The organism is Erythrobacter sp. JB1-7 (assembly GCF_057365015.1).
Genome location: NZ_CP200291.1, coordinates 783,769 through 807,969, shown reverse-complemented (window position 1 = coordinate 807,969; position 24,201 = coordinate 783,769). Strand labels below are relative to the sequence as shown.

21 protein-coding genes are annotated in these 24,201 nt (G+C 58.5%); 12 read left to right on the top strand and 9 right to left on the bottom strand.

Features of this window, described 5'->3' with window-relative positions; all coding sequences use genetic code 11:
- Positions 1-2: 2 nt before the first annotated feature.
- The 5 genes from AC0V6W_RS04040 to AC0V6W_RS04020 all read left to right on the top strand — a co-directional run bounded on the left by AC0V6W_RS04040 (position 3) and on the right by AC0V6W_RS04020 (position 4,322).
- A complete protein-coding gene (locus tag AC0V6W_RS04040; protein WP_486147397.1) occupies positions 3-902 on the top strand; it encodes a polysaccharide deacetylase family protein in 900 nt (299 codons plus the stop codon).
- A 126-nt stretch (positions 903-1,028) separates the two neighbouring features.
- Complete coding sequence (locus AC0V6W_RS04035) at positions 1,029-1,970, top strand: polysaccharide deacetylase family protein (protein WP_486147395.1); 942 nt, start codon at positions 1,029-1,031, stop codon at positions 1,968-1,970.
- Positions 1,967-3,394, top strand: coding sequence for an aldehyde dehydrogenase family protein (locus AC0V6W_RS04030; RefSeq protein WP_486147393.1), 1,428 nt, complete (start codon positions 1,967-1,969; stop codon positions 3,392-3,394). Before AC0V6W_RS04035 ends, AC0V6W_RS04030 begins: the two co-directional genes overlap by 4 nt.
- Positions 3,391-3,852: a hypothetical protein gene (locus tag AC0V6W_RS04025; RefSeq protein WP_486147391.1), complete on the top strand. Its 462-nt coding sequence runs from the start codon at positions 3,391-3,393 to the stop codon at positions 3,850-3,852. The genes AC0V6W_RS04030 and AC0V6W_RS04025 overlap by 4 nt, the downstream gene beginning before the upstream one ends.
- Positions 3,849-4,322, top strand: a complete 474-nt coding sequence (locus tag AC0V6W_RS04020) for a DUF1330 domain-containing protein (RefSeq protein WP_486147389.1) — start codon at positions 3,849-3,851, stop codon at positions 4,320-4,322. Before AC0V6W_RS04025 ends, AC0V6W_RS04020 begins: the two co-directional genes overlap by 4 nt.
- Here the strand turns inward: AC0V6W_RS04020 and AC0V6W_RS04015 are convergent.
- Genes AC0V6W_RS04015 through AC0V6W_RS03990 form a run of 6 tightly spaced genes read right to left on the bottom strand, consistent with a single transcriptional unit; the run spans position 4,319 to position 12,352 of the window.
- On the bottom strand, positions 4,319-5,041 hold the full coding sequence (locus AC0V6W_RS04015) for a hypothetical protein (protein WP_486147387.1): 723 nt from the start codon (positions 5,039-5,041) through the stop codon (positions 4,319-4,321). The genes AC0V6W_RS04020 and AC0V6W_RS04015 overlap by 4 nt on opposite strands.
- On the bottom strand, positions 5,041-6,099 hold the full coding sequence (locus AC0V6W_RS04010) for a nitrilase-related carbon-nitrogen hydrolase (RefSeq protein ID WP_486147385.1): 1,059 nt from the start codon (positions 6,097-6,099) through the stop codon (positions 5,041-5,043). Before AC0V6W_RS04010 ends, AC0V6W_RS04015 begins: the two co-directional genes overlap by 1 nt.
- A gap of 21 nt (positions 6,100-6,120) precedes the next feature.
- Positions 6,121-7,689 carry an FAD-binding oxidoreductase gene (locus AC0V6W_RS04005; RefSeq protein WP_486147383.1) on the bottom strand — a complete coding sequence of 523 codons (1,569 nt, stop codon included), beginning with the start codon at positions 7,687-7,689 and terminating at the stop codon, positions 6,121-6,123.
- On the bottom strand, positions 7,689-8,987 hold the full coding sequence (locus AC0V6W_RS04000) for an MFS transporter (RefSeq protein WP_486147381.1): 1,299 nt from the start codon (positions 8,985-8,987) through the stop codon (positions 7,689-7,691). The genes AC0V6W_RS04005 and AC0V6W_RS04000 overlap by 1 nt, the downstream gene beginning before the upstream one ends.
- The gene (locus AC0V6W_RS03995) at positions 8,980-10,095 is read right to left on the bottom strand and encodes a VOC family protein (protein ID WP_486147379.1); all 1,116 of its coding nucleotides are present in this window, start codon (positions 10,093-10,095) and stop codon (positions 8,980-8,982) included. The genes AC0V6W_RS04000 and AC0V6W_RS03995 overlap by 8 nt, the downstream gene beginning before the upstream one ends.
- Complete coding sequence (locus tag AC0V6W_RS03990; RefSeq protein WP_486147377.1) at positions 10,088-12,352, bottom strand: TonB-dependent receptor; 2,265 nt, start codon at positions 12,350-12,352, stop codon at positions 10,088-10,090. Before AC0V6W_RS03990 ends, AC0V6W_RS03995 begins: the two co-directional genes overlap by 8 nt.
- A gap of 196 nt (positions 12,353-12,548) precedes the next feature.
- Here AC0V6W_RS03990 and AC0V6W_RS03985 point away from each other — a divergent pair, with 196 nt between their 5' ends.
- On the top strand, positions 12,549-13,232 hold the full coding sequence (locus AC0V6W_RS03985) for a hypothetical protein (protein ID WP_486147375.1): 684 nt from the start codon (positions 12,549-12,551) through the stop codon (positions 13,230-13,232).
- Positions 13,233-13,365: 133 nt separating this feature from the next.
- Positions 13,366-15,861 carry a TonB-dependent receptor gene (locus AC0V6W_RS03980; RefSeq protein ID WP_486147373.1) on the top strand — a complete coding sequence of 832 codons (2,496 nt, stop codon included), beginning with the start codon at positions 13,366-13,368 and terminating at the stop codon, positions 15,859-15,861.
- Between the two features lie 85 nt (positions 15,862-15,946).
- Here the strand turns inward: AC0V6W_RS03980 and AC0V6W_RS03975 are convergent, their stop codons facing one another.
- Both AC0V6W_RS03975 and AC0V6W_RS03970 read right to left on the bottom strand, forming a co-directional pair.
- Positions 15,947-17,413 (bottom strand): flavin monoamine oxidase family protein, encoded by a 1,467-nt coding sequence (locus AC0V6W_RS03975; protein ID WP_486147371.1) that lies wholly within the window; start codon positions 17,411-17,413, stop codon positions 15,947-15,949.
- Positions 17,414-17,448: 35 nt separating this feature from the next.
- Positions 17,449-18,396, bottom strand: a complete 948-nt coding sequence (locus tag AC0V6W_RS03970) for a DUF1838 family protein (RefSeq protein ID WP_486147369.1) — start codon at positions 18,394-18,396, stop codon at positions 17,449-17,451.
- 143 nt (positions 18,397-18,539) lie between these two features.
- Here AC0V6W_RS03970 and AC0V6W_RS03965 point away from each other — a divergent pair, with 143 nt between their 5' ends.
- The 5 genes from AC0V6W_RS03965 to AC0V6W_RS03945 are packed head-to-tail and all read left to right on the top strand — an operon-like array spanning position 18,540 to position 23,429.
- Positions 18,540-19,376, top strand: a complete 837-nt coding sequence (locus AC0V6W_RS03965) for an HpcH/HpaI aldolase/citrate lyase family protein (protein ID WP_486147367.1) — start codon at positions 18,540-18,542, stop codon at positions 19,374-19,376.
- Entirely contained in the window at positions 19,369-19,878 is a 510-nt protein-coding gene (locus tag AC0V6W_RS03960) for a MaoC family dehydratase (RefSeq protein ID WP_486147365.1), read from the top strand. The genes AC0V6W_RS03965 and AC0V6W_RS03960 overlap by 8 nt, the downstream gene beginning before the upstream one ends.
- A 44-nt stretch (positions 19,879-19,922) precedes the next feature.
- Positions 19,923-21,110 (top strand): acyl-CoA dehydrogenase family protein, encoded by a 1,188-nt coding sequence (locus AC0V6W_RS03955; RefSeq protein ID WP_486147363.1) that lies wholly within the window; start codon positions 19,923-19,925, stop codon positions 21,108-21,110.
- A 27-nt stretch (positions 21,111-21,137) separates the two neighbouring features.
- Positions 21,138-22,340 (top strand): CaiB/BaiF CoA transferase family protein, encoded by a 1,203-nt coding sequence (locus AC0V6W_RS03950; RefSeq protein ID WP_486147361.1) that lies wholly within the window; start codon positions 21,138-21,140, stop codon positions 22,338-22,340.
- 6 nt (positions 22,341-22,346) lie between these two features.
- On the top strand, positions 22,347-23,429 hold the full coding sequence (locus AC0V6W_RS03945) for a CaiB/BaiF CoA transferase family protein (protein ID WP_486147359.1): 1,083 nt from the start codon (positions 22,347-22,349) through the stop codon (positions 23,427-23,429).
- A 5-nt stretch (positions 23,430-23,434) separates the two neighbouring features.
- Here the strand turns inward: AC0V6W_RS03945 and AC0V6W_RS03940 are convergent, their stop codons facing one another.
- Positions 23,435-24,187 carry a GntR family transcriptional regulator gene (locus tag AC0V6W_RS03940; RefSeq protein WP_486147357.1) on the bottom strand — a complete coding sequence of 251 codons (753 nt, stop codon included), beginning with the start codon at positions 24,185-24,187 and terminating at the stop codon, positions 23,435-23,437.
- Between the last annotated feature and the right edge of the window lie 14 nt (positions 24,188-24,201).

Below are 24,201 nucleotides of genomic sequence, written 5' to 3'. Positions count from 1 at the left end.
CCATGCAAGAAGGCGCGCCTGATCCCGATCTTTACGATTACGCGCCCTACCGGGGGCGGCCAAAACTTGAATGGCCCGGCGGCAAAACCTGCGCCGTCTGGGTGGCGCCAAACCTCGAATATTACGAGATCGACCCGCCTATTGGCCCGCACCGCAAACCCTGGGCCAAAGCGCATCCCGATGTCGCGGGCTATTCCTACCGCGACCATTCCAACCGCGTCAGCCATTGGCGCATGGCCGATGTGATGAGCCGGCACGGCTTTCCCGGCAGCGTCAGCCTGTCGGTGGCTCTGTGCGATCATCACCCCGAAGTCATCGCGGACGGCGCAGCGCGCGGGTGGGAGTTTTTCAGTCACGGCATTTACAACACGCGCTATTCCTATGGCATGACCGAAGCGCAGGAGCGCGCGATCATTGAGGATTCCATCGCAACGGTTGACCGCGCCACCGGGCAGCGCATTCGCGGCTGGCTCGCGCCTGCTTTAACGCACACGGCGCGCACGCTGGATTTGCTGGCGGAATATGATTTTCACTACACCTGCGATCTGTATCATGATGATCAGGTGCAGGCGGTGAAAGTGGCGAAAGGCAATCTCGCCTCGATCCCCTACAGTCTTGAAGTGAACGACCATTACGGTTTCAACGTCTACGGGATGTCGGGCCGCGAATATGCCGATTGTCTGATCCAGCAATTTGACCGATTGGCTGACGAGGGCGAAGCTACCGGTTCTGGCACGGTCATGTGTGTGCCGCTGCATGCATATCTGATCGGACAACCGCACCGCATTGGCCCGTTTGAAGAGGCGCTGGAGCACATCGCGGCAGACCCGCGCTGCTGGAAAGCGCGCGCGGGCGAAATTGTCGATGCGTGGCGGCTTCAGCAGGGGAGGGCAGCGCAATGAGCCTCTTTGGAAAAATCCCGCTCGTCCTGAGCTTGTCGAAGGACCGTACTTTTTTTGCATCGCCGCAAGTAGTGAAGAGCAACCCTCGGGCAGGCTCAGCATGTGCGGTGGAGGGAAAATCAAAGTATGAGCCTTCCGGAAAATTACACGACCTATCCCCATCGCCGCGAAGGGTATGACCATCAGTTCTACGACTGGTCGAACATGCACAATCGCCCAGCCATTCAGTGGCCCGATGGCAAATCGGTCGCGGTGTGGCTGTGCGTCAGCCTGGAATGGTTCCCCATAACGCCCGAGGATAAACCCTTTCGCGCGCCGGGCCATATGGTCACGCCGTACCCCGATTACCGCCATTATACAGTGCGCGATTACGGCAACCGGGTGGGCGTGTTCCGCATGCTCGATGCGTTCAAAGCGGCGGGCGTTCGCGCGAGTTTTGCGGTTAATGCTGCGGTGGCTGAACGCTATCCTGAATTGATCGAAGCGGTGATCGCAGATGGCCATGAAATCATCGCGCATTCCGCTGATATGAACGGAACAATCACATCCGATCTGCCAGAAGCCGAAGAGCGCGCTCTGATCGCAGACAGCCTGTCACGGCTGGAGGAGGCAAGCGGGGCGCGACCCAAAGGCTGGCTCTCCATCGCCCGTTCGCAAAGCTGGCACACTGCCGATATTTTGGCAGAGCACGGCGTCCAATACACCTGCGACTGGGTGAATGATGAATTGCCGTACCGGTTCAAAAACGGGCTGGTGAATATGCCACTGAACACCGAATTATCCGACCGCATGATTGTCGCCACGCAGCAGCATTCAGCAGAAGGCTGGGCGCAGATGATGCGCGACAGTTTCGATTGGCTGGCCGCTGAGGCCCGAGGCTCAGAAGGTGGACGGGATTACACAAAAGGCGGCGGGCGGATGCTGCCTATCCACTTAACGCCTTATATCATGGGTCTGCCTTACCGCATTGGCGCGCTTGAGAAATTGCTGGCCGATTTCACCGCGCGCGAGGCGGCTTGGATCGCGAGCGGCGGTGAAATTGTGGCCGAATGGGAAAGCCAGCAATGACAACAATGCATGCCCGCAACCCGCGCACTGGCGAGGCGGATTATGAATTCGCCACCAGCACGCGCCAAGACGTCAATGCGCAGGCCGTGCGCCTCGACAAAATGCAACCTGCATGGGAAGCCATGGGCGCTGAGGGCCGCGCTGCGATCATGCTTCGCTTTGCCGATGCGGTAGAGGCCGCCGCGCCGCAGATTGCCGAAGCGCTTGCGATTGATACGGGACGTCATGCGGTCGCGTGGATTGAGGTTGAGGGATTGTCGCGCAGCATCCGCCGCTGGGCTGCGCGCGGGCCTGAATTGATCGCGGGGCTGGACCGGGCGGCGACCCCCTCTGCCACGCCCGGTTTTGAAATTACGCCCGATTATTCCGCATATCCGCTGTTCGGCGCGATTGCCCCGTGGAATTTCCCGGTCATCCTCAGCCATATTGATGCCGTGCCGGCTTTGATGGCGGGCTGTGCAGCTTTGGTGAAACCGTCCGAAGTTACCCCGCGATTTGTAGAGCCGATGCGGACCGTCCTGGCCAAGGTGCCTGAATTGCCGCTTGCCTATGTCATGGGCGGGGCGGATGTCGGGCAGGCCTTGATCGAGGAAGTGGATTACATCTGCTTCACCGGTTCCACCACGACGGGGCAAAAAGTTGCCGAAGCCGCCGCGCGCCAGCTCATTCCGGCCAATCTGGAATTGGGCGGGAAAGACCCGATGATCATCACCGCCAGCGCTGATCCTGGATGGGCAGCCAATATCGCCCTGCGCAGTTCGATCGTGGCGACGGGGCAGGCGTGTCAGTCGATTGAGCGGATTTATGTGGCGCGCGCCATCGCAGAACCGTTCCTCGATGAATTGGCCAAGGCCGCCAAGCGCGTTGAGATCACGTATCCCGATCCCAAGTCAGGCCATATCGGCCCGTTCATTTTCCCCGATCAGGCAGGCAAAGTGCAGGCCCAAATTGATGACGCTGTCGCCAAAGGCGCGCGCATTCTGGCAGGCGGCAAAGTGGAGACATTGGATGGCGGGCAGTATTTGCGCCCCACGGTCCTAACCGATGTCACGCCAGACATGGCCGTCATCGTTGAGGAAACCTTTGGCCCGGTTCTGCCTGTCACTATCTTTGACGATGTAGACGATGCCACCAGGCAGGCGAATGACACCGCTTACGGATTGGCTGCCGCCGTGCTGGCCGGATCATTGGATGAAGCTGCGCAGGTTGGCATGCGGCTGGAAGCGGGCGCGATCAGCCTTCAGGACGGGGCGCTCACCAGCATGGTTTCGGACGCGACCAACCATTCGCGCAAAGCATCAGGATTAGGGCCAAGCCGTATGGGCGATGAAGGAATGCTGCGTTTCCTGCGCCGCCGCGCGATGATCGCGCAAACCGGCCAGGCGCTGCCCATTGATGCCTACCGCGAAGGGCAATCGGCATGAGCAATCGCGCCGCTTTGGAAGCGATAATGCCCGCCATGCTGCTGCATGAAGGCTGGTGGGACGGGATGTACCGCGATTTTGATCTCGATGGCACTCTCACCGATGAACGCCGGGTCAAAACCCACTGCGAATTTCCTGATGCCGGCGATTGGCATTATATCCAGCACAATTGGTTGAGCTGGGCCGATGGGCGCGAGGCGGTGTACGAATTTGGCGGAAGGCTGGAAGGAGACAGACTGATCTGGAACACGGATCGGTTTTCCGGATATGGCTGGCAAACGCATGAACACACGATCATGCTGCGGCTCAACCGGCTGGATGTCCCTGGCGCTTGCTATGTCGAGATGATCGGGCTGTTTCCCGGCGCACAAAACCGCGCGCGCACGTGGCAATGGTTCAAAGACGACGAGCCATGGATGCGCACCTTGTGCGATGAGAAAAGGATCGAGGGACCATGATCGCACTGAGTTTAGCACTGGCCTTGCAAGGCGTAGCAGCGGGCGAAGCACCACCGCCGCCGCAGACCACTTGCGATCAGCCCGTGGTGATGGTCGTTACCGGGCTGACGCTCGACCGGGCGCGTATGGCCGCATATGGCAAAGCCATCGCCGACAGCAAAATCTATGAGGAACTGGGCGGCTATTACCTCAACATTCCGCGCTCGCTTGAAACCTTTGAGGGCACCCAAGACCCGCGCGCGACCACGATCACAGTGCGCTTTCCCTGTATCGAGAATGCGCGCGCGTTCTGGTATTCCAAGACCTATCAGGAAACGATCCTGCCGCTGCGCCAAAATCCCAGCGCGGGCGATTACAGCGTGCGTGTTTACCCTGAGGCACCCTTGCGCGAAGACATGATCGGCAAAGTAGGCGATGCGACATATCTTGCGGATTTCCCCGCAGACGCGATTGAGCAGGTTGAGCGCTAACGCGCCAGTTCCACCAGTTCGTACCGGTTCATCATATACCCATCGATTGAACCATAGACGAGCACATGGTCATCATCGGCGGTCACCCACATATCGAAATCAGGGTGGCGCGTGCCGCCCATGCCTTCATCGCTTTCATCGACATAGCGGAAATGGCGGCAGGCAAAAGTGCCCGCTTCCACTGTGCGCTGTTCTTCGCCGACATATTCCATCGTCATTTCAAGATAAGCGATCTGCGGCGCGGTTGCTCCGCGATGATCGGGCGAGGGGAGATAGAATTTCAGCCGCCGCTTATGGGGCCCGCGCGCCAGATCCATCAGCCGGGTGGTAAAGCCATCGCCCGCAATCGGATGCGTGCCAAAGGCGTCAAAATCGCCCGCCGCGCGGCTTTCTGAATTGCGGCCGATGCCGGGGCCAAAGCTTTCGCAAGTGATCTGATCCGCGCCTGCATCATAGTGCATCCAGCCAGAGCCCAGAAATTCATCACCCAACGTCAGATGCACCAGCAGATTTTGCGGTTTGCCGTCCGGGCCGATATGGCACGTGATATTGCGAAGAACAGTGGGATCGGGTTCCTCAATCTCGCATTGTGCGCTCATGATGACAGAGCCATCGGCGTGGTGCGAGAAATTGAACCATTCGCGCCCCCTTTCCTGTCCCTCCATGCCCGGCTTCATCGAGGAATAGCGGATTTTCCCGCGCACATTACGGTGTTTCATCAGATCAACCCGGCGCTATCCAGCCGGGCGATCACTTCTTCCTGCGCGCGCTTGAAGTAATCGCGCGGGGGGATCACAGGCGCGCCGTCTTGCATCATGCCATTGGCGCGGTGAAACGCCTCAGCGCTCGCGGCATAGGCATCGGCGAACAGGCCGGGGCGCTGACGGGCGAGGGAATTGATCATCGCAGGCGCGCGCCGCGCTGCACGCAAGGCGGCCAGATCAACCGTGCCAAACGCGGTAAAGGTTTCCCCGTCGCCTGCCTGCGACATCAGCTTGCCGCGATAATCCACCATCCGGCTGTTCCCATCCGCACTGGCCAGCGGCAGGCCGGTGCCGGCAATCCCGGCGGTGTTCGCGGATACGACATAAGCCATATTCTCAAACGCGCGCGCCTGTTTGGCGATATCTTTGGGCGTGGCGAGCGGTGATCCGATTTCGCTGGAGGAATGGGCGAACACTTCGGCCCCGCGCATTGCCAGAACGCGCGCAATTTCAGGATAGAGGATTTCCTCACTCGCCACCGCTGCAATCCGGCCAATATCGGTGCTGGCGACGGGAAAGACCCCTTCGATCCCGTAGCGGTCCAGATAATCCTCCCACACATCATGCGGGGAAGGGGCAAACATCGACAGCAAGCGGCGATAGCGCAAAACCGTATCGCCGCTTGGCGCGACGACAAAGCTTGTCTGAAAATAGAAATCGGGAAAAGCGCCATCGCGTTCATAGGCATTGCCCGCGATGAACAGGCCTAGCCGCTGTGCGACTTCGCCAAGCGCTGTGTATTCCGGCCCGTCGACATCCCACGCAGCCTTGGCGGCGAAATCCTCAATCGATATGCGCCCCGGATAGGACGTGAACAGATATTCGGGCAGCACTGCCAGTTTGACAGGCGCGCCCGCATATTGCGCAATGAATATCGACGAGGCGCGGATCTGCCCTTCGATCGCGGCAATATGATCAAGCATAGCGCGGCGCGCCGCGTCATTGTCCAGCTGCTCGACCGCGCGCGCGGTCAATTGCATGGCGACAGCGGCGTAAGGTTGCGGTGTGGTCATGGCGGCCCCTTCAATCCCTCACTACAGTCCGAGCGAGCCGGGGTTCATCATGTTTTTGGGGTCCAGTTCAGCTTTCGCCGCTTTCAGCAAAGCATCGGCGCGCGGATGCAGGCTGCCGCGATAACGATAAGTCCGCCCGATCTGGAAATGCGCCGCATCGTGATCGTAGAAGATATCGACAATCGCTTGCTTCAGCTTTTGCGTCAGCGCCCATGCATCGGCATTGGGCGCGCCTTTGGGCAGTTTTTTAAGATGCGCCGCTTCAATCGTATCCTCGATCAAGGGATTGCGCGCATCGGGCCAATACAGGCACGGTTCAATCACCATGCCCGCACCGCCAACCGCCGCGATCAGAGTGCCGTAATGCACGCCCAGCGCCTCCATTTCGGCAGCGTGATCGGCAAACAGTTTTTCAAACGCGGCAAAGCAGGCGGGCGATTGCCCATGCGATACCAGCCCGTGAATGGGCGCCCAGCGTTCTCCATCGGGGCCAAGGATTGAATTCAAGGGCCCAAACGGATTGGCGCGGATGATCTTGGGAATGGTGTTTTCCACCTCGCGCCCGCCGCACCGTTTTACGATGCCGCGCGCAATCTCAATATCCGCATCAGCCGCCGCCTGAATGCGTCCTTCGGCAAGGACATGCATCGAGAAATTAGCGTCTTTTAGAAAATCGCGGCCCGCTGCGACAACCTTTGCGCCTTCTCTCAAGGCTTTCAGAACGCCGCCTCCGCTGCCGGCCTGCTTTTTCATCATGCCGACCAATTGCTTGGCATCGCTCGTCAGGCTGTCGCGTTTCATCCGAATGGCGTTGAGGTAGGGGTCAAAGCCAAAGCACTCGGTCGCAATTCCTTGCCGCTCAATCGCGCTGGAGGCTGCGAACCAGCTTTGTGCATCATCGAAAGCAAAGCTCGCGTAAGCGTGGCAATCAGCTTCCGGGATCAGTTTGAGCGTCACGGTCGCCTTGATCCCCAGCGCGCCGGTATCGCCCAGAAACATGCCGGTGAGATCAGGGCCGTAAGGGCGCGTGTGTTTCTTGCCCGTATTCATTAAAGTGCCATCGGCCAGCACCACTTCCAGCGCAGTGCAGCTTTGCACGGCAGAGCCATAGCGGCCTGTGCCCCAGAAGATGCCGTTCTGGCTCATCCCGCCGCCAATGCTGGCCTTCAGGCCTGACAATGTGCCCCACATGGGCGTGCGCAAATGGTGATGCGACAGCCGCTCTTTAAGCGCGGCCCAGGTGCAGCCCGCCTCCACCGTGACTGTCATGGAAACATCATCGACTTCGATGACACGGTTCATTTCGGCAAGGTCAAACAGCACCGCGCCCGCGCGCGTCTGGGTGTATCCGCCCGTATAGCTCATCCCCCCGCCGCGCGGGGCAACCGGGTGCCCGGCATCTGTTGCCGCTTTAACCGCAGCGGCCAATTGGTGCTTGTCACGGGGGCGCACCACAGCGGCGAGGTCCGCACCGCGATCGTAGATATCGTGCGCGTAAAATTCGAGGCTTGCGCCGTCGGTGAGCACATCTGCGCCGCTCGCGCGAAGGCTATCGGCAAGATCGGTGGGGGTGGCGGCAAGAGTGGCCATCAGGCGGGCTCCATTTGGGGGTTGGAAGGGGTTTCCGCTTCGGGAAAATCATCGGGATAGCGGCCCAGAAGCAGCAATAGCGCGCCGCCTGCGATGAAGGCAAAAATCGACACTTCAAGGATGGCATCATAACTGCCTGTGCGATCAAACACTTGCGCATAGATTATCGGCGATGCGGCTGAGAACAGGCCAAAGGGCATATAGAGCATGCCGTATATTTTGCCGTAATGCGCCATGCCGAAATAACGGCCTGTTAGATAGGCAATCAAATCGCTTTCCGCGCCCGCCGCAAAGCCCAGCAGGAACCCTGCGAGCGCGGCTATGGGAAAAGCCAGACTGTCGCCCAGCAGCAGCCATGCAGAAATCGCAGGCAGGCACAGCAGCGGAAACGCGACAAAGCCCTGCCAGAACCGGTCCAGCAAGGCGCCCGTAATCAACCGGCCTGCAAATATGCCAATGCCAAGAACGCCCATGACACTGGCCGCGCTCTGGCTTTCAATGCCGCGCAGGCCCAGCATGGTGGGCAGATTGATAAACGCCCCGCCAAATGCCCCGGCAATCAGCGCAATGCTGAGCCAGATGACGTAGAATCGGTAATCGGTAAGCGCGCCGCCCAGTGTTTTGCCCGTCAGCCCGCCTGTATCGCTTTCAATGGCTTTGGGGCGTTCGTCAGCGCGCGGTTCGCGGAACAATGCGAACGTGACAATCAAAGCTGAGAGCGGGAACAGCGCGACAAGCGCGAACATGGAGCGCCAACCATAACTTTCAATCGCCCACACCGCGACTTTGGGTACGATCATCGCAGCAAGACTGGTGCCCATCAACAGGATACCAAGGGCCAGCCCGCGATTTTCATAAAACCACAGATTGATCGCGCGGCTCCACGTGACAGGCGTTGATCCAATGCCGACAAAACCGACCACGACCCACAGCCCGTAATAGGCATAAAGCGTGGAGCGCGCATCGGTGGTGGGAGTGAGCGAGATCGCTGCAAAGGCGAGCCCGAATGCAAACAGCGACCACAGCGCCACGGGGCGCACGCCGAAACGGTCTGCCATCCAGCCGAATACGGGCGCGAGCAAGCTGGCGATCACTCCGAAAATGGTGATTGGCAGCAGAATCTCGGTTTGGGTCCAGCCGAATTCAGCGCGCAGAGGCCCCGGCGTAAATCCGATAATGTTGAACGGGATCGGCGATGCGCCGCACATCACGCCCAGGGTGGATGCAAGCAGAACTTTCCAGCCGAGCGAAAATTCGCCCCTTTCTGCTTGTTTGAGAGGCGAAGTTTCGTCAGTCATTGGCGCTGTAGAACTCCGTCAAATTGCCATCGGGATCACGCACGGCAAGCATATCCACCGTGCCGATCTCGCCGATCACAACATCCGCCGCTTCGTAGGCAAATGCAATGCCTTTGGCGGAAAGCATTGCGCGGTAGGCAGCAAGATCCGCCACGGGATAGCGCACCGATAGAATGCCCAGATTGGGCGGAGAGGCGCGGCTGGACAAATCATCGCCGGTAAAGCCTGCGATCTGCATCACTTCGACCCGGCCTGTCTCATCGCCGGGCACGGGCTGCAACGCCGCAGCGCTGCGGGCGATGTCGGGGGTTAGGTTAAGAGGAATACCGAAATTGGAACGGGCAGGGGCATCAGGTTCGCTATCCACATCGAAGAGCACGCCAAACGCAAGCGTATCTTCGTAAAAGCTGCGCGCGGCCGCTTTGTCGCGGACCATGCGCATGGAATTGAACCCCTGGCTGATCGCGCCCACGGGAAAAGCGGTGAAATCGGGCGTGATGCGTTCATAGACGGCGATATTGATGCCATGCGGGCCTTGCAGCACCACATTGCGCAGGTCTGATGTGCCAAATTGGAAACGGATCGGCTGGCTTTCCGCCCACCAGCCCAGCTTGATCGCGGTGTCGAACAGTTTGGGAATATCGTCAGACCGGACCATCAGCGAATAGATGCCGCCTGTATCCCACGCGCGTGCGGCAATGCGAATGGGTTTTTGTTCAACGCCGCTGAATTGTACAAAACGGATGCAGCCTGTTTGCGCTTGCGGTGCGCACCAGCGTTCGAACCGGGCGCTGGCCGCTGGCGGTAAGGCCCAGTAATCAAGCTCACTGCGAGAAACCTCGCCGCTTGAGCGCAGATGCCATCCGCCCCCCACGCGGAACAGCCGTGTCACCGGATCAAATTCGGCAACGCTGATAACGGTCTCGCTCCATGGCTGAACCCCGAACTGTGCCGCTTGGGGTTCGGGCCGGGCAGCATCTTGCGCCGCAGCCGGGGCGGGCAAAGCGGCACTGACGAGGCCCGCGCCCAACAGCGCCAAGCCAAGCAAAAATGCGCCGGCCACTTTGGGCCGGCGCAGGAGGGAGCCAAGGGTCAGGCGATCACTCAAATGAGACGCCCACATCAATTCCAAATGTCAGCGGCGGCGCGGCAAACACCTGATTTTGCGAACCGCCAGCAAAGGTGTTGGCGCGGAAATATTCGCGGTCGGTCAGGTTCTTGCCCCAGATGGTGACGCGCCAGTTATCCGCGCGGTATCCGATCCGCGCATCGAGGCGAAAGCCGGGTTCCTGCTCAGTGCCGGGAACGTTGGCGACCAGGCCGAACGTATCATCTTCCCATGATCCATCGCCGCCAAAGAACACCTCGCCATTGCCCACAGGCGCTTCGTAAACAAAGCCCAGCAATGCTTTGAAGTCAGGTGCGTTTTTCAGATCAAGGCCCAATGCACAATCGATGATCGCCTGTTCGTAAGCCGCCGTTCCGGGAGCTGCGCCAATCGCGCCGCAGGCAAGGCCGGGCACTGTGGTGGTGCTGCCTGAAAGCAAGCCAGCCTGATCGAAATTGAGCGACTGGTATTCCGCATCAAGGAAGCTGGCATTGCCGTAGATTTGCAAGCCATCAACAGGCTCTAGCCGCCCTTCGATCTCAATCCCCTGAATGCGCGCTTCGCCGGCATTGATCCGGGTAAAGCCGCCTGTGGGCAGAGTTCCGCTGATCTGCAGATCTTGATAATCGTTGTAGAAATAGGTCGCGTTGAATGTGCCGCGATCATCCCAGAACTGTGTGCGATAGCCAACTTCGATGCTGTCGAGCTGTTCTTCATTAACGCCGCGGAAACACGCGACGGGGCTAAAGCAATCGGGCGAGAAGCCGGGTGATTTGAAGCCTGTCGAATAGGACGCATAAAGCAGGATATCATCGGTCAGCTCGTAATCGACTTTTCCTGTCCAGGTGATGTTGTCAGTGCTAGTTTCGCCTGTGATCCCGCTGCCAAATCCGGCGAGCGGCCCGCCTGCATTGCCTTCAAATTCGCGATCTTCGGTGGTCCAGCGAAGCCCGCCAGTCAGCGTCAACGCATCGGTCACATCAAAGGTTGCTTGGCCGAACAGCGAGAAGCTTTCGGTTTCCACCTCATTCTGGAAAGGGAAGACGAAAGTGTAATTCAGATTGACGCTTTCATTGTAGTAAAATGCGCCAGTCGTAAGGTTGAAAGGTCCGTCAAAATTGGTGTTCACCAGCACTTCCTGGCTGAACTGGTCCTGCTCGGTCTGCTGGAAGAACGGAAAGCTGATAAAGCTCGACAGATCATCGCTCAGCGCGCGCAATGCGGTGATCGAGGTTACCGAGAAATTGTCATATTCACCCGTCAGCTGGATCGATGCGCCATAGGCTTCAACCGAGCTGTCGAAATTGGTCACACAGCCGATGGGCTGGAAATTGACAGGGGTGAAGCCGGAACAGGTGACGCCCGCTGCGGGTTCGACTGTGAAAATGTCCTGATCGACATCGGTTGTGACTGCCGGATTGGTGCTGCTGGCGGCAAGCGAGCTTGGCACCGGATCGCTGTTGTCTGCGGTGTAATCGAAGATCGCCAGCGCGGTCCAATTGTCATCGAGCTGGCCGAACAGGCTGCCGCGAAACGCGATCACTTCCTCTTCGCCCACTTCGGAGCCCGCCTCGCCAGCGAAATCGCCGTTGGGGTTCAGAGTGTGGAACCCGTCGCGGCGTTTATACAGGCCCGTCACTCGGCCTGCGATATCATCCGAGCCGACATTGACAGTGCCGCGCGCCATGATCCGGTCAAAATTGCCGTAGCCAAAATCAGCGGAGAAAGTGGTTTCCCCCAATTGCGGGCGAACCGAGGTAAACTTGATCGCGCCGCCATTGGTGTTGCGGCCATACAAAGTGCCTTGCGGTCCGCGAAGCACTTCGACCTGTTCAACATCAAGCAGATCGACAAGCGAGCCGACAGTGCGGCCAAGATAGACATTGTCGATGTAGATGCCGACCGCAGGGTCAACCGCGCCGCGCGATTCGTCTTCACCAACGCCGCGGAAAAAGATCCGCGCGGATGAAGACGTGCCGGTGCCGGTGGTAATCACCACGCCGGGGATCTGCGATGTCAGATCGTTTGCATCATTGATCTGGCGGCTTTCCAGCTGCGCCGCGTTCAGCGCCGAAACCGATGCAGGCACATCTTGGAGGTTTTCAGCGCGGCGCTGCGCGGTGACGACGATTACATTATCATCCTCTTCCTGCGCGCCAGACGTGTCCTGTGCGATCGCGGAAGAGGGGAATGCGATGAGCGCGCCAAGCGATACGCCTGTAGATAGCGCGAGAGCCTTGAAACGAGAGAGATGCATTGCTGGATATCCTTTTAGGAAATGAACTGGGCAAGCTTGCCAAGCGATCCCATGCGTTGGTAACGGGATTTGTCCGGACAAATACTTGCCTGTCAAGCCGGGAAGTGCAATTTGTCCGGACAAATTGAACGAATCTGCTGCCAGATGCGTTTTTCTTGCAACAGTTTTGCTTTCGATCTTTCCTAAGGAGAGCCCCGTGTCGTTACCTGATCTCGCTTACCCCACACTGGTTTACGCGCATTTGCTGTTGTTCGTGCTTTGGCTGGGCGCGGATGTGGGCGTGTTTGTGTTGGGCCAGCATTTCCGCCGCCGCACTGTTTACACGCTCGACCAGCGCATTGCCCTGCTCAAATTGCTGGTGGAGGTGGATATGGTCCCGCGCAGCGCTTGGGCGCTGATGGTGCCTTTGTCGCTGAGTGTGGTGGATCTTGGCAATTGGTGGGATGTGCCTACCGCTCTGCTGATCGGCGCATGGTTGGTGGGGCTGTTTTGGCTGGCGCTTGTCTGGGATTCGCATTTTCACGATCAAACCCCGCGCGCTGCGCGCAATCGCAAAATCGAAGGCTGGCTGCGCTGGCTCATTGGCGGTTTTTACCTCTGGTTGGGCGGGCAAAGCCTGATTGTGGGCGAGCCGCTCGCGCCCGAATGGCTGGCTTGGAAAGCGCTGATGTTCGGCTTTATCTTTGTGGCGGCGATCATGATTGATGTGACGTTCAAACCTGTCGGCGCGCAGCTGATGGCGGTGCTTGAAGAGGGGTCGAGCGACGAAACCGAAATACCCCTGCGCCGAACGATGGACCGCACGCGCATCTGGGTGTGGGCGGTTTACGTGCTGCTGCTGATCACGGCCTTTTTGGGTAATGTGAAACCGTTGCTTTGAGAGCGCACTTTTCGCCGCAATCAAAACTTGTGCAGAAATTTGTCTGGACAAATTTTTCGGCAAGTGCAGGATTAGGGACAGGGACGGACATGCGCTGACAATGGGATTGCGGCGCACATGAAGGAGGGAAATCATGAAAAGACTGCTTCGCGGTGCATTGCTTGCCGCTACTGTGATGACACCGGGCGCATTGCTCGCTCAAACCAGCGATGCCGCGCCGGATGATGACAGCGCGCAAACCACCAATGACAATGTCATTATCGTCACCGCGCGCAAAACCGAAGAGAGCATTCAGGATGTGCCGGTTGCGGTCACCGCATTCACGTCAGAAGATCTGTTCGAACAGGGCATCCGCGATATTGAAGATCTGTCGCGGCGCACGCCCGGCTTTGTGTTCGATACGCCGTTTGGTCGCCAGTTTGACCGGCCGATCATTCGCGGACAAGCGAACATTCTGGGCGATTCCGGCGTTTCGGTCTTTATCGATAATGTGAACGTCACCCAGTCCATTCGCAGCCTGAACTTTGGCGATATCGACACGATCGAGATTATCAAGGGCCCGCAATCCGCGCTGTTTGGCCGCAACACCTATTCGGGCGCGATCAACATCACCACGCGTCAGCCGACCAATGATTTTGGCGGCCAGCTAAGCGTCGAGATTGGCGAGGATAGTCTGTACGAAGTGCTCGGCAATGTTCGCGGACCGATCATTGATGACAAGCTCTTCTTCTCAGTGTCAGCGCGCTATTACGATTTCGAAAGCGAGTTTGACCGCCCTGAAAACATCAACCCGTCTTTAGGCAATGAAAGCTCTTTCAGCATCGGCGGTACTTTGGAATTTCGCCCCACACCGGGCTGGACCAGCAAATTGCGCGTTGCCTATAACGAGGATGACGATGGCCATTTCCCCATTGGCCTGTTCGGATTTGGCGGGCTGAATGTGAATGTGCCCGGCGGTACGGATCTCGGCGGCGTGCAGCCGTTCTTCCAAGGCGTCGTCCCCGTTTCCGCGCCCAATCCCAGCAGCTTTCCGCAGATCACTAACACTCTTGGCGAAGGCGGCGGAATTGAACGCGAGGAGTTTTTCGTCTCGCTCAACAATGAATTTGAACTGGGCGATTACACGCTGTTTTCAACCGTCGGTTACACGCGCGAGGAATTTCGCGATGAACTCGACAGCGATGGCCAGCCCGGATCATTCGGCACCGCGATTGTCGCAGGGCCATTTCCTGCGCCGTTCATCTTTCCCGGCGCAACCGGCGTCGTATTGCTTCCGTTTGATTTCACCACCACCGATGATGATCTGCAAACGACCTATGTCGCAGAGGTTCGGCTGGATTCCCCGCAGGACAAGCCATTTCGCTGGCGCGTAGGCGGGTATTATTTCCGCAATGAAGAACGCGATGAAAGCTTGCTTGGCGCATTCACGCCCGAACGCCAGGCCGGGGTGGAAGCATCGGGCCAGGCGACAATCGCACAGATCGCAGCCGCTTTGGGTGTGCCGGCCTTTACGATTATCAATCTGGGCGGCGGTTTCGACATTGGCCCTGAAGACCCCGAAGAGCTTCAGATCGAAAACTTTTCGGTGTTCGGCTCGGTTGCTTACGATCTGACTGACCGCCTGACCGCGACAGCAGAATTGCGCTGGGCTGAGGAAACCCAGCGCCTGCGTGTGTTTGATTTTGCGACAGGCGCTTTGTCGACGCTGAATGATGGATCACCGTTTGATGTCGAAGGCACCTTTGATGCCATCACGCCGCGTTTCATCCTCGATTTTGAAGCGACCCCTGACAACCTGCTTTATGCCAGCGCTGCACGCGGGACAAAGCCGGGCGGCTTTAACGGCGCGCAAGGGTTCCAGTTTGGCTTTGGCACATTCGATGAAGAATCGGTGTGGCAATATGAGCTGGGTTCGAAAAACGCTTTTGCAGGCGGAAATCTCATTTTCAACATCGCGGCCTATTATTCCGCTTTGCAGGATTACCAGCTGACCGAAAACCTCGCCGCACTTGGCGCGGCCAGCCCGACGGGATCGGTCACCGCGAACCTTGGTGATGTTGATATTTTCGGAGTGGAGATCGACACGATCTGGACCCCGTCAGCTTTGCCCGGTGTGACGCTGGGCGGCAGCTATGCGTGGACAGATACCAATTTCACCTCCGGTTCCGAAGCGACGCAGGGCGCGGTGTTTGGCGATCCTGATCTGACCGGGCAAAGCCTGCCGCGTCAGGCGCGCCATCAGGTGTCATTCTATGGCGATTACGAAGCGTTCTTTACCGACACCATATCGACCGTCTTCTCGGTGAACGGCAATTACCTCTCCAGCCGATTTGCGCAGGTGCAAAACCTGGCAGAAACCGGGGAAGCGTTTGAGCTGGATGCACGCATCACGCTGAAATACGGCGATAATGTCAGCCTTGCGCTTTATGCGCGCAATCTCACCAATGAAGATGCACCGCTGGGCGTGCTGCGCTTTATTGATCCCACCGGCGGCAATGGCAGTCTGGTGGTCAATGGGGTGAACATCGAAAACGGCTTTACGCTGAGTTCAGCGGGACAATCGCGCGGTTTCCAGTTCAACAACCGTTTGGGCCGAAGGTTTGGTGCGGTTCTGCGCTTGCAGTTCTAATCACGCAGGTATGACCGGCAAAAGGGGCGGGGCGGCTTAGGTTTCCCCGCTCTTTTTTGGGCTCCTTCTTTTTGGCCCGCCCTTTTTACGCCTGCAAAGCCAACACCCGTTTGGCCGCGCGTTCGCCGCTTTCCAGTGCGCCTTCCATGCCGCTGCTTTGGATCGCCAGATGTTCGCCGGCAAAATGCAGATTGGTGCCAAGGGTCTGGCATGCGCGCGCGTGATGTGCCGCCATGCCGGTGCCGAGATGGTGATAAATTCCGCGCGCACCCCTCTCGCGCTGCCAGCTGAACAAACGCTCCAGCTTAAGCTTGCCCGCCGATGACGGGCGCATTTTGGCAAGCCGCTTGGTAATTTCAGCCTCGGCCAGATCGCGCGGCATTCGGTCAAGCATGTCTGCCCCTGCGCCGGTCGTCCACAATTTGACCATGGGCAGCGCGTTTCCGGCCCCGCTGCCAGTGCCATCCGACAGGATAAACACCCGGCCAATCAGCGGATCATCGCTCCACAAAGTGTCCGGATAAGGATCATCGCGCCAGAACGGCTCTGATGCGGAAAGATATGCGAAACTGGCGCGGGTATAGGGCAGATGCGCCATGCTGAAAGCGAGCGAGGCGCTGAGCGGGGCGTCGATCATTTCGGGGCTGAGCGCGGCAAAGGGTATGGTGCAGATCACATGGCGGGCGGTGATGGTGCGGGTTTTCGCGCCCGGGCCCTCGTCATCCGCCAGTGTCACGGTGACCGCGCCGGGTTCCTGCACAATCCGTTTGACCCGGCTGGTGAGCCGCACGCCGTTATTGAGCGCTTCCGCCATCGCTTCGGGCAATCGCTGCGCGCCGCCTTTAATGGTGGACACAGGGCCAGCGCCCGCGCGAAAAATCGCAAAGCTGCGCGCCAGATGAAGCTGCGACATGCTGGCCAGCGAATTGCCGTTGAAATTGGCTTCGATCAGGCGGAGTGCCTCTGGGCTGGCACCGGCTTTCGCAAGCGCCATCTTCACCGAGACATCAGACGCAGGCTCAGCGGTGAGCCAATCGGATGGGGCGCCAAATCGCGGCAGACCGCCCGCGAATTTGAGCAATAGCCGCGCAGGTTCGGCGGTGAGGGCAGGGCCTGCTAACGGGTCAGCCAGCGGGCCTGACCCCCGCGCGGTCCATTCATCAGCGGTGTAGCGCTCACCATTGACCCAATACAGATTGCCCGGTGCTTGCACCCGGCCAGCGCCTGCGCCTGCATCGCTCGACAAGCCCACGCCAAGATCGCCCGCAATCCGGTGCAGCCGGGCGTATCCCGCGCCGACCTGTATCCCGCCTGCATCGGGAGTGCCTGGCAGATCATCGAGCGTGTGGAGCCTCCCGCCAATGCGGCTCTCTCCTTCGAGGACCACGGCCGAAAGCCCTGCATCCTCGCATAGCCGCGCGGCATTCAGGCCCGCCAATCCTGCGCCGATGATAAGGACATCAGCTTCGGTCCGGCCCCACGCGGTGCGCGGAGCAGCGCCCGCGATAATCGCCGCAGAGCTGCCCGCCAGAAACGCGCGCCGCGTCGTCATCAAAGCCGCTCGCCAGCCCAAGCCTAGCTCAAGCCTTACTCCTCACCAGAAGGCGCGGCTGCGTCATCGCCGGCCGCTTCAGCTGCTTGGTCTTTCAGCAATTTGAATTTCGTCCAGGTGGTTTCATTGCGGCGAGTGTCATCCTTGGGCGGGGCCTGTTCATAGATCGGATAATTGGCGCGAATTTCGGTTTTCAGCACTTCGGGCAGCTCCTCAAAACCGCCCGGCAATTTGCGGCCCATGGCGTTAAACACCATCTGGCCCGGCCGTCCGCCCATTTCCATCCACGGTGCCCAAGGCGAAATGCGCACCCAACTTATCATCGGATACGCAGTGGGTTTGGAGGCATCGAACAAGTCGCTTTTCAACGCGGCAAAATCAAAGATTTCCATCGCGTGATATTTGTTGCCGACATAATCCTGATACCCGCCTGCCAGCGGATTGGTGTAAAACAAAGGCACTTCGAACGGGATAAAGACATACTCGCCCGCTTCCTTCATGGTCGACAAAGTGAACGGCTTGCCATCGGCGCTTTTGGGGAAATTGGGGCGGCCATTGACCGGGTCATTGTGGATTTGCATCACATCGACCGTCTCGCCTGTGTAAGGGTTTTCCCATGTGTTGACGACTTCGCGGGTTTTCGGGTCAAGCATCAGCATGACCTCGCGGCTGATCAATCGCCAGCCTTTGCCGCGCACCGGGTCTTCCACCTCGACACAGCGGCGGATGTTCATCCCTTCGCCCCAGAACAGCAATTTATCGCGCACGCCGGGGCTGCGACCGTAAATATTGCCCGACCAGTGGTAAACCGCAGGCTCATCGGCTGACACGCCGCATTGCAGCCGCTTGGAAATTTCGAGCGCTTCTTCGGGGACATTGGGGTCCAGCATTTGCGCGCTTGCCCCGCTGGAAAGGGTCATTGCGCTGGCGGCCATCCCTGCTGCTGCGAAAAATGACGTAAACTTGGGCGCAAATAGGGCCATGAAAATTCTCCAAATCGGGATGGGAACAAAATTTGTCCGGACAAATTACTATTTCTTGCTTGACTTTATATTTGTCCGGACAAATTGTGAAGCCTCATTAATGGCACTTGTGTCCGAAATTTTTGAAAGCGAACCCAACGCCCGTGTTTTCAGCTGCCAGCCTTTTGTTTGTGCCCGGTTCCCGGCCCGATCGTTTCGCCAAGGCGAAAGCGGCAGGCGCGCAGCTGACCGTGATTGATTTGGAAGATGCCGTTGCCGCCGAGGACAAAACGAGCGCGCGCGATGCCGCCCTTGGCGAAGTGGCCGCTGCGCCTGATGGCTGGGCGATCCGTATCAATGCAGTGACGAGCGCCGCCGGTGTGCGAGATTTGGCTGCGCTCAGTGTGCTGGATGATTTGCCCAAAACGCTGCCCGAAACGCTATTGGTGCCGATGGTGGAAACCGCTGCGGAACTGGATGTGGTCGCTGGCGCGCTGGGTGAGCATTGCCCTGCGCTCATCCCGCTGATTGAAACACCCAAAGGATTGCGCCACGCGCTGGAAATCGCGCAGCACGCACAGGTCCAGGCGGTGATGTTTGGCGGGGGCGATTTTTCTGGCGAACTGGGCGTCGAACTCGCCTGGGACCCGCTGCTGATGGCGCGGCAAAGCGTTATCCTTGCCTGCGCAGAGGCGCGCAAACCCGCAATTGATGTGCCCTTTATCGCGCTTGACGACGAAGCGGGCCTTGAGGCTGAATGCGCGGCTGCCAAGGCCGCTGGCTTTACCGCCAAAGCAGCGATCCATCCCCGGCAATTGCCTGCAATCAACGCCGCTTTCGCCCCAAGCGAGGCTGAAATTGCCGAAGCCCGCGAAGCGCTTGCTGCGTATGAAGCGGGAGGGGGCCGGGCCATTCGGTTTAACGGGCGCATGTTAGAAGCGCCATTCATCAAGAGATATCGCGCGGTCATCGCGCGGGCAGAAGGAACACAACATGCGTGATGGTGTCATCGAAGTTGCCCCCGGGCGTTTTCGCGAAGTGCAGGGCCGGTATTTTGAGGATTTCGTAGTCGGCCATATTTATGAGCATCGTCCCGGACGCACGATCACGGATGCGGACAATGTTTGGTTCACGCTGCTCACCATGAACACGCATCCCGCGCATTTTGATTACGAGCTTTCGAAAGACACCGAATTTGGCAAGCCGCTCGTGGTGAGCCCGTTCACCATCGCGCTGATGACCGGCATGAGCGTTTCTGACACCAGCGGCAAAGCCATTGCCAATCTGGGCTGGGACGAAGTGCGCATGACCAAGCCGCTGTTTGTGGGCGACACGCTGTATTGCGAAAGCGAAGTGCTTGAAACACGCGAAAGCAAAAGCCGCCCCGAACAGGGCATTGTGACATTCAAGACCATTGCCAAAAATCAGCACGGCGAAATGGTCAGCCATTATAAACGCACCGTTCTGGTGTGGCGCCGGGGCTTTGGCGGTCTCGACGAATAAACGCCGCATACAGCACCGATATTTTAGACAAAGGGACAATCATCATGGCAACCGCCGCAGTACTCGACGATCAAATCCGCACTATCGATCCGGATGAAGAACGCGCCTTTATGGATGCGATTGACAGGTGGCTGGAACGCGAGGTTATCCCTGTTGTTCAGCACCACGATCACGGCGATATCTGGCCCGAAAAGCTGGTGCATCAAATGGCTGAGATGGGCCTGTTTGGTGCCACTATCGGTCAGGAATATGGCGGCCTTGGCCTTCCTGCGACCACTTATGCCAAAATCGTGATGCGCATTTCGTCCTATTGGATGGCGATCACGGGGATATTCAATTCGCACCTTATCATGGCGGCGGCTGTTGAACGGTTCGGCACGATTGAGCAGAAGATGAAATGGCTGCCCAAAATGGCGAGCGGCGAACTGCGCGGCGGGCTTGCTTTGACAGAGCCGAATGCCGGCACCGATCTGCAATCAATCCGCACGGTTGCAACCAAGAATGCCGATGGCGATTATGTGCTGAACGGGACCAAGACGTGGATTTCCAACGCGCTCAATGGTGATTGCTTTGCCATGCTGGTAAAGACCGATCCCGATGCGGACCCGCGTTATAAAGGCATGAGCCTGTTTATCGCTGACAAGCGCGAGGGTCTGACGACCGGCAAGAAATTTGACAAGCTGGGTTACAAGGCGATCGATTCTGCCGAACTCATCATGGAAGACTATGTCGTGCCTGCAGATCAGCTGATCGGCGGCGTAGAAGGACAAGGGTTCTTCCAGGCAACTGGCGGGCTGGAACTTGGCCGCATCAATGTGGCCGCGCGCGGGGTTGGTCTGGCTGAGGGGGCTTTGCGGCTTGCCACCGAATACGCCCAGCAGCGCGAAACCATGGGCAAACCCATCGCGCAGCATCAGGCAATCCAGCTGAAATTGGGCGAGATGGTAACCAAGGCGCGGGCAGCCCGGCTTTTAACGCTTGATGCCTCTATCGCTTATGACAAAGGCGAACGCTGCGACAAGGAAGCGGGTATTGCGAAATACTACGCTTCTGAAGCCGCAGTGGAAAACAGCCAGGAAGCGATGCGGATTTATGGCGGCTATTCCTATTCCAAGGAATACGACATTGAACGCTATTACCGCGACAGCATGCTGATGTGCATCGGGGAAGGAACAAATGAAATGCAGCGGATGATTATCGCCAAACAGCACCTGAAAGAAAACCAGATCTAATCGGTCTGGCCCAGAACTGGTATCGTCATGCATCTTCCCCTGAAGGGTTTTCGAGTCATCAGCGCCGAACAATACGGCGCTGGTCCTTACGGCACCATGCATCTGGCGCAGATGGGCGCAGAGGTCATCAAGATCGAGCCCCCGCGAAAAGGTGGTAAAGGCGGCGGCGACACCGCGCGTATGGTGGGCCCGCATTTCCTTTCCGATCAGGAAAGCCTGTATTTCCAATCGTTTAATCTCAACAAGAAATCCATTGCGCTGGATCTGCGCAGCGATGATGGTCAGCGTATTTTTCGCGAATTGGCCGCGACGGCTCACGTGGTGGCGAACAATATGCGCGGCGATTTACCGGCGAAGCTGGGGCTGGATTATGCGGCGCTGAAAGACCTCAACCCCGCTCTCGTTTGTGCGCATCTGTCCGCTTATGGCCGCGATAATGACCGGGCGAAATGGCCCGGATATGATTATCTGATGCAGGCAGAGGCAGGGTATTGTTCGGTCACAGGCGAACCCGGCGGCGAACCCCAGCGTATGGGGCTGTCCATGGTCGACTTTATGACCGGCACCATTTTCGCCATCGGCTTGCTCGCGGCGCTGGTTGATGCGCAGCGCACAGGCAAAGGCCGCGATGTGGACACCGATTTGCTATCAGCCGCGGTCCATCAGACCAGCTATCCCGCGCTGTGGTATATGAATGAAGGTGATGAGACGGGCCGCACGCCGCGCTCTGCTCATCCGTCCGCCACGCCCAGCCAGATGTTCAAAGCCGCCGATGGCTGGATGTTTGTGATGTGCCAATTGCCCAAGTTTTGGGATATTCTGGTTGATCGGATGGGCCGCGATGATCTGCGCGATGATGCGCGCTTTGCCACCAATGCAGACAGGCTGGCGAACCGCGATGACTTGACGCGGCTGCTTGATGCAGAGTTTTCGCAGAAACCGATGGCGCATTGGCAGGATCTCTTGGCAGGATTTGTGCCTGTTGCGCCTGTCTATGAGCTTGGCGCGGCGCTCGATAATCCGTGGCTGCGCACCACAGGTATGCGCGATACTGTGGAGCATCCTACGAAAGGCCCGATTGAAATCCTCGCCAGCCCGATCAAGCTGGACGGGCAGCGTGTGCCCAATCGGCTTGCCCCGGAATTGGGCGCGGACAGCGATGCGCTTTTGGAAGAGCTGGGTTACAACGCTGATGATATTGCGCAATTGCGCGCTGGCGGGATTATCTAACCGATCATGGGCAAGCTTTCAGGGATCACCGTTGTCGATCTGACGCAGTTTCTGCCCGGTCCCATGATGACCGTCATGATGGCCGACCAAGGCGCACGGGTGATCAAGGTTGAACCCAAAGCGGGCGATCCTGCGCGCGAACAAGCGCCGTTTGAGGCGGGCCATTCGGTCTGGTTCGCCAATCTCAATCGCGGCAAGCAATCAGTCACGCTCGATCTCAAATCGGACGAAGGCAAAGCCGCGCTGATGGAATTGTGCGCCATTGCCGATGTGTTCGTCGAAGGGTTTCGTCCCGGCGTGATGAAGCGGCTGGGCTTTGATTATGACGCGGTTAAAGCGGTCAAGCCGGACATCGTCTATTGCTCGATCTCGGCTTTCGGTCAGGACGGCGCGCTCGCTCATCATCCCGCGCATGATATGGCAGTGCAAGCGCTCGCCGGGTTTCTCAGCGTCAATGATGGCCCTGATGGCACGCCCGTTGTGCCCGGCGCGCCGAGCGCTGATCTTGCCGCCGGGCTTACCGCATTGTCGGCCACGCTGATGGCTTTGATCGGGAGGGACCGGACAGGCGAGGGCGCCTATATCGACACCGCCATGTTTGACAGCCTGCTCCCCTGGTGCGCGCACACCGCAGGCAGTGCAATTGCAGGAGGACCCAGCCCCGTATCAGCGCGACAAAGATCGCTGGGCGGGGCTGGTTTCTATCAGGTCTACACCACGTCCGATGGCAAGCACGTCTCTCTGGGCGGGCGCGAAATTAAATTTGCGCGCAATCTGCTCACCGCATTGGGGCGCGAGGATTTGATCTCGCATGCAGAACGCGAAGCGGGCGAGCAGGGCGAGCTTATCGCGTTTCTCGCTGAAACTTTTGCCGCTCGCACCCGCGATGAATGGGTGAAATGGTTTGCCGACAAAGACGTCGCATTCTCCCCCGTTCTCAATTTTCGTGAAGCTTTGGACGAGCCGCATATCAAAGAGCGCGGCCTGATCGCGAAAAGCGCAGACGGCGCGCATCACATCGCCCCGCCGATCCGTTTTGCGGGGGAGCAATGGACCCCCGGCCCCGTGCCCGAACTGGCAAAAAAATGAGAGCCTCAGCGGTCGAGGTCGATATGCATCGCATAAGCGAACCGGTCGCCGGGATGATGGCTGACCGAAATTTCGTAAATCTTGGCATCGGTGTTGAGATAGCAGCGAATGATCCGCAGCACCGGCTCACCTTCGTCAATCTCAAGAAAGCCCGCGACCCGGCTGTCAGCACAGATCGCCTGAATATCCTGCGTCACCCGGCCAATTGTAACGCCCGCAATGCGTTCGATCTGACTGAACAAAGTGCCCGCGCCCAAATCCAGCTCGTCCACCGTATCGGCCAGTCTTTCGTGAAAATAGACATCAGTGACCGCAATCGGTTTGGCCCCCGCCGACTGCCTGCGCACCCCGCGAAATCTGCGCCAGATGCCTTTGGTGTCTTCGCCGATCTGTTCCGCCACCGCATCCTGCAAAGCTCCGCGATCGCGCTCTTCATAGACCACTTCGCTGCCCTGCGCATATTGCAAAAGCTCACCCACATTGGACAGCGGCTGATGCAAAGCTCCTCCGCGCTTGGAGGCGGGATGAACCGTGGTGCCCGAACCGCGCTTTCGAGCGATCAACCCTTCGCTTTCAAGCCTTTTCAAAGCTTCGCGAACGGTAAAGCGGCTGACATCATATTTCGCGCACAAAGCCGTTTCGGTGGGGAAAGGTTTGCCATCGGCATAATCGCCTGCCGCAATCGCTTCGCGCAATTGGCCAGCCACCTGCATATAACGCGGCAGTTTTGCAAGTTTGGGCGCGGCGGCCTTGGCCAAGGGTCTCTCCTATT

Excerpts from the sequence above, each read along its gene's own strand:
- AC0V6W_RS04040 (WP_486147397.1), top strand. The coding sequence starts at position 3 with ATGCAAGAAGGCGCGCCTGATCCCGATCTTTACGATTACGCGCCCTAC.
- AC0V6W_RS04035 (WP_486147395.1), top strand. The coding sequence starts at position 1,029 with ATGAGCCTTCCGGAAAATTACACGACCTATCCCCATCGCCGCGAAGGG.
- AC0V6W_RS04030 (WP_486147393.1), top strand. The coding sequence starts at position 1,967 with ATGACAACAATGCATGCCCGCAACCCGCGCACTGGCGAGGCGGATTAT.
- AC0V6W_RS04025 (WP_486147391.1), top strand. The coding sequence starts at position 3,391 with ATGAGCAATCGCGCCGCTTTGGAAGCGATAATGCCCGCCATGCTGCTG.
- AC0V6W_RS04020 (WP_486147389.1), top strand. The coding sequence starts at position 3,849 with ATGATCGCACTGAGTTTAGCACTGGCCTTGCAAGGCGTAGCAGCGGGC.
- AC0V6W_RS04015 (WP_486147387.1), bottom strand. The coding sequence starts at position 5,041 with ATGAAACACCGTAATGTGCGCGGGAAAATCCGCTATTCCTCGATGAAG.
- AC0V6W_RS04010 (WP_486147385.1), bottom strand. The coding sequence starts at position 6,099 with ATGACCACACCGCAACCTTACGCCGCTGTCGCCATGCAATTGACCGCG.
- AC0V6W_RS04005 (WP_486147383.1), bottom strand. The coding sequence starts at position 7,689 with ATGGCCACTCTTGCCGCCACCCCCACCGATCTTGCCGATAGCCTTCGC.
- AC0V6W_RS04000 (WP_486147381.1), bottom strand. The coding sequence starts at position 8,987 with ATGACTGACGAAACTTCGCCTCTCAAACAAGCAGAAAGGGGCGAATTT.
- AC0V6W_RS03990 (WP_486147377.1), bottom strand. The coding sequence starts at position 12,352 with ATGCATCTCTCTCGTTTCAAGGCTCTCGCGCTATCTACAGGCGTATCG.
- AC0V6W_RS03980 (WP_486147373.1), top strand. The coding sequence starts at position 13,366 with ATGAAAAGACTGCTTCGCGGTGCATTGCTTGCCGCTACTGTGATGACA.
- AC0V6W_RS03975 (WP_486147371.1), bottom strand. The coding sequence starts at position 17,413 with ATGACGACGCGGCGCGCGTTTCTGGCGGGCAGCTCTGCGGCGATTATC.
- AC0V6W_RS03970 (WP_486147369.1), bottom strand. The coding sequence starts at position 18,396 with ATGGCCCTATTTGCGCCCAAGTTTACGTCATTTTTCGCAGCAGCAGGG.
- AC0V6W_RS03960 (WP_486147365.1), top strand. The coding sequence starts at position 19,369 with ATGCGTGATGGTGTCATCGAAGTTGCCCCCGGGCGTTTTCGCGAAGTG.
- AC0V6W_RS03955 (WP_486147363.1), top strand. The coding sequence starts at position 19,923 with ATGGCAACCGCCGCAGTACTCGACGATCAAATCCGCACTATCGATCCG.
- AC0V6W_RS03950 (WP_486147361.1), top strand. The coding sequence starts at position 21,138 with ATGCATCTTCCCCTGAAGGGTTTTCGAGTCATCAGCGCCGAACAATAC.
- AC0V6W_RS03945 (WP_486147359.1), top strand. The coding sequence starts at position 22,347 with ATGGGCAAGCTTTCAGGGATCACCGTTGTCGATCTGACGCAGTTTCTG.